This is a genomic window from endosymbiont of Euscepes postfasciatus, from assembly GCF_004296535.1.
Classification (GTDB): Bacteria; Pseudomonadota; Gammaproteobacteria; order Enterobacterales; family Enterobacteriaceae; genus Nardonella.
The window spans coordinates 12,866-31,264 of record NZ_AP018159.1; the positions used below are offsets into that span (position 1 = coordinate 12,866).

An 18,399-nucleotide genomic window follows, 5' to 3' on the forward strand; every position below is an offset into this window, starting at 1 on the left:
AATTATTATGAATGTAAACTTTTTATTAAAACCTTGGATATACAAGAATTTACCAAATATTAATATTTTAGGATTAGAAGAAAATAGTAAAAAAATTAAATATATGTATTTATTTTTTTCTTTAATAGGATATCATAATGATGGTAGAAAATTTATTATAGAATCTATTAAAAATGGAGCATCTTGTGTATTAATAGATACAAATTTAGTAAATAATCATAATGATATAATTTTTTTTAATAAAACTTTATTAATTTTTTTTTATAATTTAAAAAAATATGTATCATATATATCTGGAAGATTTTATAATGATCCATCTAAAAATATAAATTTTATAGGAATAACTGGTACAAATGGAAAAACAACAGTAAGTAATTTAATATTTCAATGGATAAAATTATTAAATAATAAAAGCGCTATTATGGGTACATTAGGAAATGGTTTTTTAATTAATAAAATTAAAAAATCTAATAACACAACTTTATCAGCATTAGAAATTCAAAAAAAAATACATTATTATAAATCTATTGGTATAAAAAATATAATTTCAGAAATATCATCTCATGGAATATATCAAAATAGAATAAAATCAATATATTTTAAATTAGGAATTATAACTAACATAACTCATGATCATTTAGATTTTCATAAAAACTTTTATAATTATAAAAAATGTAAATTATCATTTTTGACTAATCATAAAATATCTAATTCAATAATAAATACTAATGATATAATATGTAAAAAAAATTTTTATTTATTTAAAAATGCATCTAGTGTATCAATAAAAAAAAAAAATATAATTTTTAATTCTAATGGTTGGATTTATATAGAAAATATTTTTTTTTCAAAAAAAAAAACATTAGTATATTTTAGATCAAATTTTGGAAGAAATAAGTTATTAGTAAATTTTATAGGAAATTTTAATATAACTAATTTATTATTAGCATTTATATCTATGTTAAAATTAGGATATTCATTAATAGATTTAATAAAAACTAGTAATTTGCTTAAACTACCAATAGGAAGAATGGAAATTAAAAACATTAAAAAATATAATAAAAAAATAATAATAGATTATGCTCATTCACCAGATTCTATGAAAAAAACTTTACAAAATATAAAAAATATATATCATAAAAACATATGGACTGTTTTTGGTTGTAGTGGAAATAAAGATAAAAAAAAAAGAAAAATTATGGGAAATATATCTAGTAAATATTCTTATAAAACTATTATAACAAATGATAATCCTAAAAATGAAAATCAATATAAGATAGTAAATAATATAATAGAAAATATATATAAAAAAAATAATTTTTATATAAAATTAAATAGAAAAAAAGCTATACATTATGCAATTAATAATTCACAAAAAGATAGCATAATAATTATATTTGGTAAAGGTCATGAAGATTATCAAATTATAAAAAATAAAAAAATAAATTATTCTGATATTCATTTTATAAATAAAATAATAAAAATAAGTGATAAAATCTAATCTAATAGAAATATCAAAATTTATAAATGGTAAAATAAAAAAATATAATAAAAATTTAACAGTAAATAATATCTCTATAAATTCTAAAAATATAAATAAAAATTGTATATTTTTAGCATTTAAAGGGGAAAAATATAATGCTCATGATTTTGTTTATGAATCATTTAAAAATGGTGCTATTGCAATAATAGTAGAAAAAATATTTTTTGATATTAATATACCACAAATAATAGTTAAAAATACTAATATAGCATTTTTTAAAATAGCTAAACTAAATAGAATAAAATCTAAATCATATTTTATTGTTATTACTGGATCTTGTGGCAAGACAACAGTAAAAGAAATGGTTTCTAATATAATAAAATTATCTAATATAAATTTTACTTATACAAAATATAATAATAATAATATAATAGGTGTTTCATTAACAATTATAGATTTAAAAATTAATGATAAATTTGTAATTATAGAATTAGGAATGGATAAATTAGGACAAATATTTAAATCAGTTAAAATAATTAAACCAAATTTAATTTTTATAAATAATGTATTTTTAAATCATATTAAAAATTTAAAATTTTATGAAAATGTAATAAAATCTAAAGGAGAAATTTTTTACGGATCAAATAATAATACTAAAATAATTATTAATTATAATAGTAATTATTGGAATGAATGGAAATCATATTTTATTAATATAAATAAAGTTCCAATATATTTTTCATTAAATAACTGTAAAACAGATTTTTATGCTTCTAAAATAAATTTACTAAAATTTAAATCAATATTTAATATTAATATATATAATAAAAAAATCAAAATTAAATTAAAATTACCAGGTTTGCATAATATTTCTAATTCAATAGCAGCTTCATCTATAGCTTTTATAATAGGAATAAAAATAAAATATATTATTAAAGGTCTAAATAATTTTTACAATATAAAACAAAGATTATATCCAATTTATTTAAACAAAAATAAAATTATAATAAATGATACTTATAATTCTAGTATAAATTCATCTATAGAATCTATAAATATTTTAAATAGATTAAAAGGTTATAAATTATTAATTATAGGAGATATGTTAGAATTAGGAAAATTAAATAAAAGATCACATTACTTTTTAAGTAAGGTTATAAACAGTTTAAACATAAATTATATTATAAGTTATGGAAAATATTCAAAGTATATAACTAATAATATAAAAAATGGAATTCATATTAAAAATATTAAATCTTTAATTAATATAATAAATAAAAATATAGAAAAGCATAGAAAAATTAATGTTTTATTTAAATCATCTAGAAATGTTGGATTAAGTAATATATTAAATATTTTTTTAAAAAAACAAACAATTAAAAATTTTTTATGTTAATAAACATTTTTTTTGTATTAAAAAATATTAAATGTTTTTTATTATCATTTTTAATATCTATATTTTTTGGATATATATATTTATATATATCTAAAAATAATTTTAACTATATTCAAAAATCTAAAAATATTAATAATATTTTAGACAAAAATATACCAACTTTTGGAGGAGTATATATTATATTATCAATAATAATTTCAATTTTAATTACATTAGAAATAAATTATCTTTCTTTATTAATAATAATTTCATTATTTTTTTATGGAATATTAGGATTTATAGATGATTTTATTAAAACATATAAATATACTAATAAAAACGGATTATCAAAAAAATATAAATTTTTTTTTCAAACTATTATAACAATAATAATTCTTTTTTATTTATATATGAATAAAAAAGAATTTAATTATACAATATTACCATTTTTTGGTATATATAATATATATAATAATATATATATATATTATATATTTTTATATATTATAATTATCAGTACTTCAAACGCTATTAATATAACTGATGGTATTGATGGATTATGTATAAAGAATATAATATATATATTATGCTTTTTTATATTTTCATCATATATAAATATTAAATTTTATAATTTTTTATATATAGATAATATTATAAATATAAATTTAATATTTCTTGGTTCTTGTTTATCATTTTTATGGTTTAATTGTTATCCTGCACAAATATTTCTTGGAGATACTGGATCTTTATCATTAGGATCATCTATTAGCATTATATCTATTTTATTAAATAAAGAATTTTTTTTATTAATTAATGGTATTATATTTGTATTGGAAACAGTTTCAGTTATTATTCAAATCATATTTTTTAATTTTTTTTTAAAAAAAAAAATATTTCTTATGAGTCCATTACATCACCATTATCAATTAAAAAAAATTAATGATTGTAAAATAGTAGAAAGATTGTCAATAATATCAATAATATTTAATATAATTGCATTATTAAGTATAATTATAATTTAAATATTTAAAAAAAATTTTAAAAAAAAATATATGAAAAAAATTTTAATTATAGGATTAGGTAAAACTGGAATATCATGTATTAAATATTTTATATTAAAAAAATATTATATTTATTTAATAGATAATAATTTAAATTATAATAAAAATATTTTAAAAAAATTTTTAAATTACAATAATATTAAATTATATATAGGTTTTAATAAAATATCTTGGATACTTCAATCTAAATTAATAATTTTAAGTCCTGGTATAAGTTTAAATTTTGTAGAATTAGATATGATTAAACTTTATAATATCAAAATAATTAGTGATATAGAAATATTTTTAAATAAAAAAAAAAATAAGAAAATAATTGCTATTACTGGATCTAATGGAAAAAGTACAGTATTAAATATTGTATATAATATAATTAAAAAAAGTAATCTAAATGTCTCTATAGGAGGAAATATAGGAATTCCAGTACTAGATATAATAAATGAAGAATCAGATATATATATATTAGAATTATCAAGTTTTCAATTAGAAATAATTAATAATAGTAGTTTTTATATTTCTATAATATTAAATATTACAAATAATCATATTGACAAACATATTAATTTTGAAAATTATAAATTAAATAAATTAAAAATTTTTAATAATTCAGAAAATTGTATATTTAATAATAATGATTCTAATACATTTCCAAAAAATAGAAATATTAATTCAAAATACATTACTTTTGGAAGTTTTAATTCTAATTATTCATTATTTTATGATAAAAATAATTTTTATTTATATAAAAGAAATATTAAATTTATAAATTGTAATAAATTAAAAATAAAATCAAAACATTTTTATTTAAATGTTCTGGCTTCATTAGCTATAACTGATTTGATTCAAAATGTAACAAGTAAAAATCAAATTGATATTATAAAAAATTTTAGTACTCTAAAACATAGATTAGAAACATTTTATTTTAAAAATATAAGATTTATAAATGATTCTAAATCAACAAATTCATATAGTACTATATCTGCTATAAATTCTATTAGTAAATTTAATTATATACATCTAATATTAGGAGGATATGATAAATTGAATGATTTTACTATATTATCTAATTTTATAAAATATAAAAATATTGTTTTATATATATATGGTGTAGACAAATATAAAATATCCAAATATTTTAATAACTTATTATGTATTAAAAATAATTTAAAATCTTTAATAAAAATAATAAAATATAATTTATATAAAAATGATGTAATATTATTTTCTCCATCATGTTCTAGTAAAGATCAATATAAATCATTTGAAAACAGAGGAAATAAATTTATAAAATATATTAATGAAATAATAATAAAAAAATGAACAAGAAAATAATAATAGTATCTGGTGGTACTGCAGGTCATATAATACCTTCCATAATAATAGGAAAAGAATTAGAAAAAAAAAAATGGAATGTTTATTGGGCAACTATAAAAGAAAATTTATTTATTTTTATTAATTATAAAATACCTTTATATAAAATATTAATTATAAATTGTATAAATTTTAGAAAAATAAATTTATTTAAAAAAATATTATTTTCTTTTTTATTATTTAAAATAATAATTGAATCACTAATTATTATAAATAAAATAAAACCTAATTTAATATTAGGAATGGGAAATTATATATCTTTTTATTTTTGTATATCATCTAAAATTTTAAATATTCCTATTATAATACATGAACAAAATTTTATATTAGGATTATCTAATAAAATATTATTATTTTTTTCAAAAAAAGTATTATCTGGATTTAAAATTAAAAAAATAAATAAAAAAATAATATTTACAGGAAATCCTATAAGAAAATCTATATTAAATATTAAAAATATATATTTAAATATAAATAAAAAAAAAGGCCCTATTAATATATTAATTTTAGGTGGTAGTCAAGGATCTAATTTTATAAATGAATTAATTATTGATTTATTAATTAAGTTTAAATTAAATATAAAAATATGGCATCAAACAGGAGATAAAAATTTTATTTATTTTATATCAAAATATAAAAAACTAAATTTAACAAATTATTTATATAAAATAAATGGATTTATATATAATATAAATAAAGCTTTTTTATGGTCAGACATTGTAATTAGTAGATCAGGTGCTTCTATAGTAAATGAAATATCTTATATAGGATTACCTTCAATTTTTATACCATATCCAACTAATGATAATCATCAATATTTTAATGCTATATATTTAAAAAATAAAAAAATATCTAAAATAATAATACAATCTGAATGTACAGTTAATAAATTATATAAATATTTATTTAATATAAATAGGAAAATATTATTTAATATGTCGTATAATTATAATATGAATTATTTAAAAAATAATAACTGTAATCCTAATGATTTAATAATTAGTGAAATAATAAATTATGATAAATAATAAAAAAATACATATTATAGGAGTAGGAGGAATATGTATGAGTGGAATTGCTAAATTTTTTTTAGAAAAAAATTTTTTTGTAAGCGGCTCTGATTTAAAAAAGAATGAATTAATAGAAAAATTAGAAAAATTTTATAAATTTAAATTTTATTTAAATCATAATAAATATAATATAAAAAAAGATTTACATTTTATTACTTATTCTAGTTCTATAAAAAAAAATAATGTAGAAATTAAAGAAGCAAAAAAATACAATATACCAATTATAAAAAGAGGAAATATACTAAATACCATAACTAGTAATTATAAAAATATTATTTCTATTATAGGAACTCATGGGAAAACAACAACAACATCTATATTAGTTAATATTTTTATGTATAATAATATAAATCCTGGGTTTATAAATGGAGGAATAATGAAAAATTTAGAAATTAATTCTAATATAGGAAATAAAAATTATTTTATAATAGAATCAGATGAAAGTGATTTAAGCTTTTTAAAATTAAATTCAAATATAACTATATTAACTAGTATAGATGATGATCACATGAATTCTTATAATAATAATATAGAAAATTTAAAAAATTCATTTATAAAATTTATTAATAAATCTAGTAATAGAATAATAATACTATGTAATGATGATAATAATATTAATTCAATAATTAATAAAATTAAAAATAAAAAAATATATACTTATGGATTTAATAAATTTTCTGATTTTATAATAGAAAATTATAAACAATATTTTAATTATATTAAATTTAAAATAATAAATAAAAAAAATAATTTAAATGTTAATATAATTATAAAAAATTTATTAGGAAAACATAATGCTTTAAATGCAGTAGCATCATTTATAATTTCTTATATTAAAAATATGAATATAAAAAAAACAATTAAATCTTTATATAATTTTAAAGGTGTTAAAAATAGAATGGATTTAATGGGTAAATTTAATGTTATAAATTATAAAAATGAAATAAAAAAAAATATAACTATAATTAATGATTATGGACATCATTATAATGAAATATATCAATCTTATATTACATGTAAAAATATTAATAATATTAATAATGTTATTATGATATTTCAACCACATAGATTCTCTAGAATATTTAATCTATTTAAAAAATTTATTGAAATTTTATTTAAAGTGGATATTATAATTTTAACTAAAATTTTTTCAGCAAATGAAGTTAATTATAATAATATTACAAGTAATAAAATATTTAATGAATTAAAAAAAATAAATAGAAAAAATATTTTTATATGTAAAAAAAATGATTTTATAATAAAAATTTTATTAAAAATATTAAATAATAATGATGTAATTTTATTCCAAGGAGCTGGTGATATACATAAAATCTTCAAAGAAATAATAAATAATAATAATAAATTTATAAAAATTTAATTATGATAAAAGCATATATTAAAAAAATATTATTAAATTTAGATGATTATTTTAAAAATAAAAATTTAAATAGATATTATGAAGTGATAAAAGATATAAATAATTTTGAAAAAAAAATGAATAATTTTTCTAGTAAAGATTTTTTAGACAAAACTATAGAATTTAAAAAAAGATTAAAATTTAATAATGATATTAATAAATTATTACCAGAAGCATTTGCTTTAGTAAAAGTAGCTTGTAATAAAATTTTTAATATAAATTTATTTGATACGCAATTAATAGGATCTATAATATTACATGAAGGAAAAATAGCAGAAATGATGACAGGTGAAGGAAAAACGATATCTATTATATTATCAGCATATTTAAATTCTTTAAATAGTAATGTTCATATAGTAACAATGAATGATTATTTAGCTAAAAGAGATTCAGAAAATAATAAAGATGTTTTTAATTTATTAGGAATGACTGTTGGAATTAACATACCAGAAATGTCAATTTATAATAAAAAAAAATCATATAAATGTAATATAGTTTATGGTACTGGAAATGAATATGTTTTTGATTATTTAAAAGATAATATGATATTTGATATAAAAGACAAAATACAATCTAAATTAGATTACGTAATTATAGATGAAATAGATTCAATATTAATAGATGAATCAAAAATACCTTTAATAATATCTGAAAACAATAATGTTAATATTGATATATATATAAAAATAAATAATTTAGTAAAATTCTTTTTATATAAAAAAAATAATAAATATTTATATATAGATATAAATTATAAAAATAAGACAATAATATTTAATGAATTAGGATATAGATTATTAGAAAAAATTATGATTAAATTATCTTTTATAAATAAAAGATATGAATTATATAAGGATAATAATTCTACTATATTAAAATACATGATTAATGCTATAAAAGTTAATATTTTTTTTAAAAAAGATATAGATTATTTAGTAATTGATAAAAATATTTTAATTATAGATGAAAATACAGGAAGAATATCTAATGATAGAAGATGGTCTAATGGAATACATCAAGCTATAGAAGCAAAAGAAAATGTTTTTATAAAAAATGAAAATAAAATTTTATCTTCTATAACATTCAACAATTATTTTAATTTATATAAAAAAATATCTGGAATAACAGGAACTGCTAGTAATGAAAAAGATGAATTTAAATATATATATAATTTGAATATAGTTTCAATACCAACAAATAAACCTGTTATAAGAAAAGATTATAATGATTTATTGTTTTTTACTGAAGATTCAAAAATAGAATACATTATAAAAGATATAAAAAAAAGATTAAAAAATTATCAACCAATATTAATAGGAACAACATCAATTAAAAAATCTGAATTATTATCATATTTTTTAAATAAAAATAATATTAAACATAAAATTTTAAACGCTAAATATCATAAATTAGAAGCTGAAATAATATCTCAAGCTGGTAAACCTAAATCAGTTACTATATCAACTAATATGGCTGGAAGAGGCACTGATATAATATTAGGAGGAAATTATAAGTATATATTAAAAAAAAATAATTATGATATAGAAAAAAAATATAAATTAAAAAATAAATTTAAATTTTTAAATAGTAAAGTTATAAATTCTGGAGGATTGCATGTAATAGGTACAGAAAGAAATGAATCTAGAAGAATAGATAATCAACTAATAGGAAGGTCTGGTAGACAAGGTGATCCTGGATCATCACAATTTTTAATTTCTATTGAAGATGATTTAATAAAAAGATTTATACCTGAAAATATAATTGAAATAATAAAAAATTCTAGCAAAAATATAGATTATATTAGTAATTCTTGGATTGATAAAATGATAAAATCAGCTCAATCAAAAATAGAAAAAAATAATTTTGAAATAAGAAAAGAATTGATATTATATGATAATATATTTAATATTCAAAGAACTACTTTATATAAAATTAGAAATAATTTATTAAATGATTATCAATTAAATAAAATATTTAATTCAATAAATGATGAAATTGTATTAAATTATATAAAAAATAATATTACATCATCTTATTCATCATCACTAGATAATTATTATAATTATAAAAAAATATTTAATTTAATAATATATGAATTAAAAGAAATATATCCATTTATTTTAGAAATAAAAAATATTTTCTTTTTAAAAAATATTAAAAATTTAAAAGTAAATTTATTAAAATATATTACAAATTTTATTCATTATTATTATAATGAAAATTTTAATTTTAAAAAAATAAATTATATTAAAAAAATAATTTTATTAAAAGTTTTAGATTTTTTTTGGAAATATCATATAGAAGATATAGAATATTTAAAAAATAATATTTTTCTTAGAAGTTATATAAATAAAGATCCAAAAGAAGAATTTAAATTAGAATCTTTTAATAAATTTAATAATATAATAAATAACTGGAAAAAATATAGTCTGATTATAATAAATATAATTTTATATATATCTAAAAAAAATTTTTTAAAACAAAAAGAATTAATATTAAAGTTAAATAAATATGATTTTATTATAAACAATGATGAATTATTTAATTTATTAAATACTTTAAACTAAATTTTTATTATTAATTTTTAATAAAATTTTATTTAAAAATATTGATTTTATTTTTTCTTTATCATATGCATTAGCTATTAATATTTTAATCTTTAATTCTGTATAATTTATATTTATTTCTTCTATTATTAAATCAAAACTTATTATTTTTTTTTTGTTTTTAAATTTATTTAATATTGATATAATATTTTTTTTATATTCTATAAAATTTTCATTTTTTGTATAAATTTTAATTTCTAATTGAGAAAATTTTAAAAAATTTATTATACTATTATTTAAAAATTTATTATTTGGTATGGTAATTATATTTTTATCTAAAGTAATTATATCTGTAGTAAAAATTTTTATATTTTTTACAAATCCTGACATCTTATCTATTTCTATATAATCATCTTTTTTAAATAATTCTAATAATATTATTAATATTCCTGATGCCAAATTTGATAATGTATTTTTTAAACCTAATCCTATAGTTATTATTAAAGTACTAGTCATAGCTATTAATGATGATGATTTAAAACTTAAACTTTCTAAAGCTAAAGTTATTAATAATATATATAAAAAATATCTCATTAATAATATTAAAAAATTATTTACAGTTTTATCTTCTATTTTATTATCTAGCATTTTTTTTATTATTAGTAAAATGTATTGTAAAAATAATATAGAAATCATTATTATAAATATTTTAAATATATTTAAAAAAATTTTCATTTTATAATTCTATATAAATTTATCTTTTTTTAAAAAAAAAATAATTAAATAATAATAAAAAAAATATTTTATTATTTAATTATCTTTTTTTTATTCATTAATTAGTATTTTTTGGAACTTTTCAGAATCAGATATTTCTTGATATAAATTTATTGTTAATATACCATTTTTTAAAAAAACTTCTTTTATTTTAAAATTATTTCCTATATTAAAATTTAATGAAAAATTTTTACTTATTATTCCTTTATAAATATAATTACTTTCTTTATTAGAATCAATATTTTTTTTACCTTTTATATATAAAAGATTTGATTTTAATAAAACTTCTATATTTTCTTTAGAAAATCCAGGAACACTAATATTTATTTCATATTTTTCATTATCTATTTTTCTAATATCATAATTTGGATAATTAACTACTGGAATTTTACCAGTTAATTTACTAAAAAAATCATCTATTTGATTAAATCTTTCAGAAAATATATCATCTGTAAATTCAGGTATTATAGAATAGTTTTTCATAATATTTTTTAAATTAATTATTTTTTTTATAATAAATAAATTTTTTTTTATATTTTTAGTGTAAGTTTAAAGTTTAATAACATTTTCCTACTCTTGCATATAAAATATACTACCATCGGCACTATAATGTTTCACTTCTGAGTTCGGAATGGTATCAGGTGTTTCCATTACGTTATTAATATTAAAAAAAATTAAACTTACACTATTTATAATTTTACTATTTTTTTTAAAAAAAACAAAATAAAATTAAGACTCACGGGAAATTAGTATCATTTAGCTAAACATTTCACAATGCTTACACATTTGACCTATCAACGTCATAGTCTATAACGTCCCTTTAGATAAATTAAAAAAAAATTAATTTATTGGGAAGATTAATCTTGAGGTAAGTTTCCCGATTATATGCTTTCATCAGTTATCTTTTCCATACGTAGCTACTGGGCTATGCCATTGGCATGACAACCCAAACACAATAGGTATGTCCACTCCGGTCCTCTCGTACTAGGAGCAGATCCTCTCAATCTTCCAACGCCCACGGCAGATAGGGACCGAACTGTCTCACGACGTTCTAAACCCAGCTCGCGTACCACTTTAAATGGCGAACAGCCATACCCTTGGGACCTTCTTCAGCCCCAGGATGTGATGAGCCGACATCGAGGTGCCAAACACCGCCGTCGATATGAACTCTTAGGCGATATTAGCCTGTTATCCCCGGAGTACCTTTTATCCGTTGAGCGATGGCCTTACCATAAAGAACCATCGGATCACTAAGACCTGCTTTCGCATCTGTTCGAATTGTCATTCTCACAGTTAAGCTAGCTTATGCCTTTGCACTAAACTCACGATTTCTGACCGTGATTAGCTAACCTTTGTACTCCTCCGTTACTCTTTAGGAGGAGACCGCCCCAGTCAAACTACCCACCAGACATTGTCCTTAATCCGGATAACGGAAATAAGTTAGAATATTTAATATTAAAGAATGGTAATTTCACTGACGACTCCATATAAACTAGCGCCTATATATCAAAGTCTCCCATTTATTCTACACATTAATATTAATAATTCAGTATCAAGCTATAGTAAAGGTTCACGGGGTCTTTCCGTCTTGCCGCAGGTACACTGCATCTTCACAGCAATTTCAATTTCACTGAGTCTTGGGTGGAGACAGTCTGGCCATCATTACGCCATTCGTGCAGGTCGGAACTTACCCGACAAGGAATTTCGCTACCTTAGGACCGTTATAGTTACGGCCGCCGTTTACCGGGGCTTTTATTATAAGCTCATATATTTTTTTAGAAAAAAAATATAATCACAAAGTCAATTAACCTTCCGGCACTGGGCAGGCATCACACCGTATACATCCACTTACGTGTTAGCACAGTGCTGTGTTTTTAATAAACAGTTGCAGCCAGCAATTACCTTAGTCTGATTTCAGCTCAAAAAGTAAATTTTATCACTTACAATCAGAATGTCTTCTCCCGAAGTTACGACATCATTTTGCCTAGTTCCTTCACCCAAGTTCTCTCAAACGCCTTAGTATTTTCTACCTAACCACCTGTGTCGGTTTATAGTACGATTAGTTATAGTTTTAAAGTATAGAGACTTTTCTAGGAAGCATAGCATAAATTTTTCGTTATTTTCATAACTCATCATAACGCCTCAGATATAAAAAAATGCATTTTACAAATTTTCATCCTACACGTTTAAACTAAGACAACCATAACTTAGCAAACATAGCTTTCTTCGTTCTCCCATCAACTATAATTATAACTAGTACAGGAATATTAACCTGTTATCCATTAGTTACGTCTTTCGACCTCACCTTAGGATCGACTAACCCTGCCTCGATTACCGTTGGACAGGAAACCTTAGTTTTTCGGCGAACAAGTTTTTCACTTGTTTTATCGTTACTCATGTCAGCATTCGCACTTCTGATATCTCCAATTTATCTCACAATAAATCTTCACAGACTTACAGAACGCTCCTCTACCCAATTTTTAAAATTAAAAAATTGTCGTAGCTTCGGTGCATGATTTTAGCCCCGTTAAATCTTCCGCGCAGGTTGACTCTGTTAGTGAGCTGTTACGCTTTCTTTAAATGATGGCTGCTTCTAAGCCAACATCCTAACTGTCTTAGACATCCCACTTCGTTAAACACTTAATCATGACTTAAGGACCTTAACTTACGATCTGGGTTGTTTCCCTTTCCACTAAGAACGTTATCGCCCATAGTGTGTCTCCTATAAATAGTTTTTTTTAGTATTCGTAGTTTGCATTAATTTGGTAATATTTTCATATCCCTAATTAAAACAGTGCTCTACCCCTAAAAAATATTTTATAAGGCGCTACCTAAATAGCTTTCGAGGAGAACCAGCTATCTCCTGGTTTGATTGGCCTTTCACCCCTAACCACAAATCATCCGCTAATTTTTCAACATTAGTCGGTTCGGTCCTCCAATTAATTTTACTTAATTTTCAACCTGTTCATGGTTAGATCACCAGGTTTCGGGTCTATGTCTTGCAACTAAAATAGCTCTTTTAAAACTCGGTTTCCCTACGGCTCCCTTTTCAGTTAACCTTGCTACAAAACATAAGTCGCTGACCCATTATACAAAAGGTACGCAGTCACATAAAATACATATATGCTCCTACTGCTTGTACGTATATAGTTTCAGGATCTATTTCACTCCCCTAACAGGGGTTCTTTTCACCTTTCCCTCACGGTACTAGTTCACTATCGGTCAATCAGTAGTATTTAGCTTTAGAGGATGGTCCCCCTATATTCAGTCAAGATAACGTGTCTCGACCTACTTTTAATTAGAATTTAATATTTAAAATTTTAAAATACAGGACTATCACCTTTTATAGTTGATTTTTCCAAATCATTCTTATAATTTTAAATATTAAAATTATTTCTAATAAAGCTAATCCCTTTTCGCTCGCCACTACTAAGGGAATCTCAATTTTGATTTCTTTTCCTCAAATTACTAAGATGTTTCAGTTCATTTGGTTAACTTTATTAAGCTATTTATTCACTTAATAATAAGTATATATTAATATACTTGGGTTACCCCATTCGGATATTATCGGTTAATAACGCTTCTTTATCAGCTAGCCGATACTTTTCGCAGATTAGCACGTCCTTCATCGTCTCTGATTGCCAAGGCATCCACTAAATACGCTTAATTACTTAATTTTATCTTTTAATTTTACTACTTTTTTTAATTTTAATTATATTACTTTATACTACATCCCTTAGGGGATTTGAACCCCTATTATTGCCTTGAAAGAGCAATGTCCTAACCATTAGACGAAAGGGACAAAAAAAAATTTTCTTAAAATACACAAAATCATAACTTCTTTTTTATATAAAATATATATAAAAAAGAGGTGATCCAACCACAGGTTCCCCTACGGTTACCTTGTTACGACTTCACCCCAGTCATGAATTACAAGGTAATAAAAATCTTCCTTTTTTAAAAAGGTTGGATATTTTTATTTCTTTTGCCATTCACTCCCATGGTGTGACGGGCGGTGTGTACAAGGCCCGAGAACGTATTCACCGTAGCATGCTGATCTACGATTACTAGCGATTCCTACTTCATGAAGTCGAGTTGCAGACTTCAATCCGAACTTAGATATACTTTTTGAGATTTGCTTATTTTTGCAAACTTGCTTCTCTTTGTATATACCATTGTAGCACGTGTGTAGCCCTACTCATAAAGGCCATGATGACTTGACGTCGTCCTCGCCTTCCTCTAATTTACATTAGCAGTTTTTCTTGAGTTCTCATCTTTACATGTTAGCAACAAGAAATAAGGGTTGCGCTCGTTGCGGGACTTAACCCAACATTTCACAACACGAGCTGACGACAGCCATGCAGCACCTGTCTCAAAGTTCTTATAAATAAATTTATAAGCACTAAAATATCTCTACTTTATTCTTTGGATGTCAAGAGTAGGTAAGGTTTTTCGCGTTGCATCGAATTAAACCACATGCTCCACCGCTTGTGCGGGCCCCCGTCAATTCATTTGAGTTTTAACCTTGCGGTCGTACTTCCCAGGCGGTCGATTTAACGTGTTAACTACGAAAATCATGAAACAACTAATACACAATCTTCAAATCGACATAGTTTACGGCATGGACTACCAGGGTATCTAATCCTGTTTGCTACCCATGCTTTCGTGAATAAGTGTCAGTCTTCACCCAGGGGGTCGCCTTCGCCTCTGGTATTCCTTCAGATATCTACGTATTTCACCACTACACCTGAAATTCTACCCCCCTCTATGAGACTCAAGTAATACAGTTTCAAATACACTTTCTAAGTTAAGCTTAAAGATTTCATATTTGACTTATAAAACCACCCGCTCACTCTTTACGCCCAATAATTCCGATTAACGCTTGCACCCTCCGTATTACCGCGGCTGCTGGCACGGAGTTAGCCGGTGCTTCTTTTTCTGGTAATGTCAATTAATATTAGTATTATTAATATTAACTTCTTCCCTAGACGAAAGTGTTTTACAACCTAAAGGCCTTCATCACACACGCGGCATAGCTGCATCAGGGTTTCCCCCATTGTGCAATATTCCCCACTGCTGCCTTCCGTAGAAGTCTGGACCGTGTCTCAGTTCCAGTGTGGCTGTTCATCCTCTCAGACCAGCTAGAGATCATTGTCTAGGTAAGCATTTACCTTACCTACTAACTAATCTCGTCTAGGCTCATCTAATGACATAAGGTTTAATTTCTTAAATCCCCTACTTTAATCAAAAAAAAAATGATATTATGCGGTATTAGCTATCGTTTCCAATAGTTATCCCCCTTCATTAGGCAGATTCCTAGATATTACTCACCCGTTCGCCGCTCGCCATCAAATGTAAAAAACATTCATGTTGCCGCTCGACTTGCATGTGTTAAGCTTGCCGCCAGCGTTCAATCTGAGCCATGATCAAACTCTCAAAATTAACATAATATATTCTATTTAAATAAAAAATATATTTCTATATTTATATATTAAAATAAAAATATTAAGATATAATAAAAAAATTATTTAAAATTTTTTTATTATATTATAAATAGTATAGTACAATTTATATTTAATTCAACAAAAATTATGATTTTTTCATCATTTCAAAAAAATCATTATTAGTTTTTGTCATAGATAATTTATTTATTAAAAATTCCATAGATTCTATTTCATTCATTGGATACATAACTTTTCTTAATATCCACATTTTTTGAAGATCATTATAATTTATTAATAATTCCTCTTTTCTGGTACCAGATTTATTATAATCTATTGCAGGAAATATTCTTCTTTCAGATATTTTTCTTGATAAATGAAGTTCCATATTTCCAGTTCCTTTAAATTCTTCATATATTACTTCATCCATTTTAGATCCAGTATCTACTAATGCTGTAGCTATTATCGTTAAACTTCCTCCTTCTTTTGTATTTCTAGCTGAACCAAAAAATCTTTTTGGTCTATTTAAAGCATTTGAATCAATACCACCAGTTAATATTTTTCCTGATGATGGTAATATTATATTATACGCTCTTGTTAATCTAGTTATAGAATCCAATAAAATAATAACATCTTTTTTATTTTCAACTAACCTTTTAGCTCTTTCTATAATTATTTCTGCAACTTGTACATGTTTATACGCTGGTTCATCAAAAGTAGAATAAATAACATTTTTATATGATATTTTATTTTGCATCTCAGTAACTTCTTCAGGCCTTTCATCTATTAATAATATTATTAATATACAATCAGGATAATTTATAGATATACTTTTAGCAATACTTTGTAATAAAATAGTTTTACCAGCTTTAGGAGGAGCTACTATTAATCCTCTTTGACCTCTTCCTATAGGAGAAGATATATCTAATATTCTTGTAGTTAAATCTTCTATTGAACCATCACCAATTTCCATTATTAATCTAGAATTAGCATGTAATGGAGTTAAATTTTCAAATAATATTTTATTTTTATAATTTTCAAGTTTATTAAAGTTTATTTCATCTATTTTTAATAACGCAAAATATTTTTCTCCTTCTTTAGGTGGTCTTATTTTACCAGAAATAGTATCTCCTATTCTTAAATTAAATTTTCTTATTTGACTTGGAGAAACATATATATCATCTGGACCTGCTAAATATGAATTATTTATAGATCTTAAAAAACCAAATCCATCTTGTAAAATATCTAAAACACCATCTCCAAATATGTCATCTCCTTTATTAGCATAATATTTTAATATTTGGAAAATTATTTCTCTTTTATGCATTCTTGAAATATTTTCAATAGAAAATTTTTCTCCCAAATTTATTAATTCAGAAATATCTATATTTTTTAAATCCGTTAAATTCATAAAATTTATATTAATTTTAAAATTAAGAAAATATTTAAAATTTAAATTTATTTATTTAATAAAAAAAAATATTTTTTTATATTAAAAAATAAAGAAAAAATTTTAAATAAATTAAATAGAATAAATAAATTAATTAGATAATATAAAATAAAAAATAGGGATGAAGAGATTCGAACTCCTACATCCGGTTTTGGAGACCGGCAGTCTACCATTAAATTACATCCCTATCTATAAAAATAGAATAACTTTTTGGAGTTAAGCGGAATCGAACCGCTAACCTTCTGCGTGCAAAACAGATGCTCTAACCATTTGAGCTATAACCCCACAAATTTATTTAGGCTTGAACGGATTTGAACCATTGACCTCACCCTTATCAGGGGTGTGCTCTTCCATACTGAGCTACAAGCCTTCTAAAAATAAAAACATAAAAAAAAATAAAAAAATAAAATATTT

Annotated in this window: 10 protein-coding genes, 4 tRNA genes and 3 rRNA genes; 7 read left to right on the top strand and 10 right to left on the bottom strand. The window is 21.5% G+C overall.

Going from position 1 to position 18,399, the window contains the following annotated elements; genetic code table 11:
* The first annotated feature begins 7 nt into the window (after positions 1–7).
* From NAREPO1_RS00055 to secA, 7 genes are read left to right on the top strand one after another with little or no spacing between them, the layout of a single operon-like run.
* On the top strand, positions 8–1,501 hold the full coding sequence (locus NAREPO1_RS00055) for a UDP-N-acetylmuramoyl-L-alanyl-D-glutamate--2,6-diaminopimelate ligase (RefSeq protein WP_130623990.1): 1,494 nt from the start codon (positions 8–10) through the stop codon (positions 1,499–1,501).
* A complete protein-coding gene (locus NAREPO1_RS00060) occupies positions 1,488–2,879 on the top strand; it encodes a UDP-N-acetylmuramoyl-tripeptide--D-alanyl-D-alanine ligase (protein ID WP_130623991.1) in 1,392 nt (463 codons plus the stop codon). Before NAREPO1_RS00055 ends, NAREPO1_RS00060 begins: the two co-directional genes overlap by 14 nt.
* Entirely contained in the window at positions 2,873–3,880 is a 1,008-nt protein-coding gene (mraY, locus tag NAREPO1_RS00065; RefSeq protein ID WP_130623992.1) for a phospho-N-acetylmuramoyl-pentapeptide-transferase, read from the top strand. Before NAREPO1_RS00060 ends, mraY begins: the two co-directional genes overlap by 7 nt.
* 30 nt (positions 3,881–3,910) lie before the next feature.
* Positions 3,911–5,236: a UDP-N-acetylmuramoyl-L-alanine--D-glutamate ligase gene (gene murD / locus NAREPO1_RS00070; RefSeq protein ID WP_130623993.1), complete on the top strand. Its 1,326-nt coding sequence runs from the start codon at positions 3,911–3,913 to the stop codon at positions 5,234–5,236.
* Positions 5,233–6,315, top strand: a complete 1,083-nt coding sequence (locus tag NAREPO1_RS00075; protein ID WP_130623994.1) for a UDP-N-acetylglucosamine--N-acetylmuramyl-(pentapeptide) pyrophosphoryl-undecaprenol N-acetylglucosamine transferase — start codon at positions 5,233–5,235, stop codon at positions 6,313–6,315. Before murD ends, NAREPO1_RS00075 begins: the two co-directional genes overlap by 4 nt.
* The gene (gene murC, locus NAREPO1_RS00080; protein WP_130623995.1) at positions 6,305–7,735 is read left to right on the top strand and encodes a UDP-N-acetylmuramate--L-alanine ligase; all 1,431 of its coding nucleotides are present in this window, start codon (positions 6,305–6,307) and stop codon (positions 7,733–7,735) included. Before NAREPO1_RS00075 ends, murC begins: the two co-directional genes overlap by 11 nt.
* 2 nt (positions 7,736–7,737) lie before the next feature.
* On the top strand, positions 7,738–10,341 hold the full coding sequence (gene secA, locus NAREPO1_RS00085) for a preprotein translocase subunit SecA (protein WP_130623996.1): 2,604 nt from the start codon (positions 7,738–7,740) through the stop codon (positions 10,339–10,341).
* On the opposite strand, the gene NAREPO1_RS00090 is transcribed toward secA, so the two are convergent.
* The 10 genes from NAREPO1_RS00090 to NAREPO1_RS00135 all read right to left on the bottom strand — a co-directional run bounded on the left by NAREPO1_RS00090 (position 10,333) and on the right by NAREPO1_RS00135 (position 18,355).
* Positions 10,333–11,055 (bottom strand): mechanosensitive ion channel domain-containing protein, encoded by a 723-nt coding sequence (locus tag NAREPO1_RS00090; protein WP_130623997.1) that lies wholly within the window; start codon positions 11,053–11,055, stop codon positions 10,333–10,335. The two genes, secA and NAREPO1_RS00090, sit on opposite strands and share 9 nt — an antisense overlap.
* Positions 11,056–11,145: 90 nt before the next feature.
* Positions 11,146–11,577 carry an Hsp20 family protein gene (locus tag NAREPO1_RS00095; RefSeq protein WP_130623998.1) on the bottom strand — a complete coding sequence of 144 codons (432 nt, stop codon included), beginning with the start codon at positions 11,575–11,577 and terminating at the stop codon, positions 11,146–11,148.
* Between the two features lie 74 nt (positions 11,578–11,651).
* A 5S ribosomal RNA gene (rrf, locus tag NAREPO1_RS00100) occupies positions 11,652–11,763 on the bottom strand.
* 56 nt (positions 11,764–11,819) lie between these two features.
* Positions 11,820–14,771 (bottom strand): 23S ribosomal RNA (locus tag NAREPO1_RS00105).
* A gap of 53 nt (positions 14,772–14,824) precedes the next feature.
* Positions 14,825–14,896: transfer RNA gene (locus tag NAREPO1_RS00110), tRNA-Glu, on the bottom strand.
* A 62-nt stretch (positions 14,897–14,958) separates the two neighbouring features.
* A 16S ribosomal RNA gene (locus NAREPO1_RS00115) occupies positions 14,959–16,536 on the bottom strand.
* The 16S, 23S and 5S rRNA genes sit together here with 1 tRNA gene alongside, the layout of an rRNA operon.
* Positions 16,537–16,683: 147 nt before the next feature.
* The gene (rho, locus tag NAREPO1_RS00120; RefSeq protein ID WP_130623999.1) at positions 16,684–17,946 is read right to left on the bottom strand and encodes a transcription termination factor Rho; all 1,263 of its coding nucleotides are present in this window, start codon (positions 17,944–17,946) and stop codon (positions 16,684–16,686) included.
* Positions 17,947–18,101: 155 nt separating this feature from the next.
* Positions 18,102–18,172 (bottom strand) — tRNA-Trp (locus tag NAREPO1_RS00125).
* 24 nt (positions 18,173–18,196) lie between these two features.
* Positions 18,197–18,270, bottom strand: a tRNA-Ala gene (locus NAREPO1_RS00130).
* Positions 18,271–18,281: 11 nt separating this feature from the next.
* A tRNA-Ile gene (locus NAREPO1_RS00135) sits at positions 18,282–18,355 on the bottom strand.
* Positions 18,356–18,399: the final 44 nt, after the last annotated feature.

Coding starts and splice junctions, on each gene's coding strand:
- mraY (WP_130623992.1), top strand. CDS start 2,873: ATGTTAATAAACATTTTTTTTGTATTAAAAAATATTAAATGTTTTTTA.
- secA (WP_130623996.1), top strand. CDS start 7,738: ATGATAAAAGCATATATTAAAAAAATATTATTAAATTTAGATGATTAT.
- murD (WP_130623993.1), top strand. CDS start 3,911: ATGAAAAAAATTTTAATTATAGGATTAGGTAAAACTGGAATATCATGT.
- rho (WP_130623999.1), bottom strand. CDS start 17,946: ATGAATTTAACGGATTTAAAAAATATAGATATTTCTGAATTAATAAAT.
- NAREPO1_RS00090 (WP_130623997.1), bottom strand. CDS start 11,055: ATGAAAATTTTTTTAAATATATTTAAAATATTTATAATAATGATTTCT.
- murC (WP_130623995.1), top strand. CDS start 6,305: ATGATAAATAATAAAAAAATACATATTATAGGAGTAGGAGGAATATGT.
- NAREPO1_RS00055 (WP_130623990.1), top strand. CDS start 8: ATGAATGTAAACTTTTTATTAAAACCTTGGATATACAAGAATTTACCA.
- NAREPO1_RS00095 (WP_130623998.1), bottom strand. CDS start 11,577: ATGAAAAACTATTCTATAATACCTGAATTTACAGATGATATATTTTCT.
- NAREPO1_RS00075 (WP_130623994.1), top strand. CDS start 5,233: ATGAACAAGAAAATAATAATAGTATCTGGTGGTACTGCAGGTCATATA.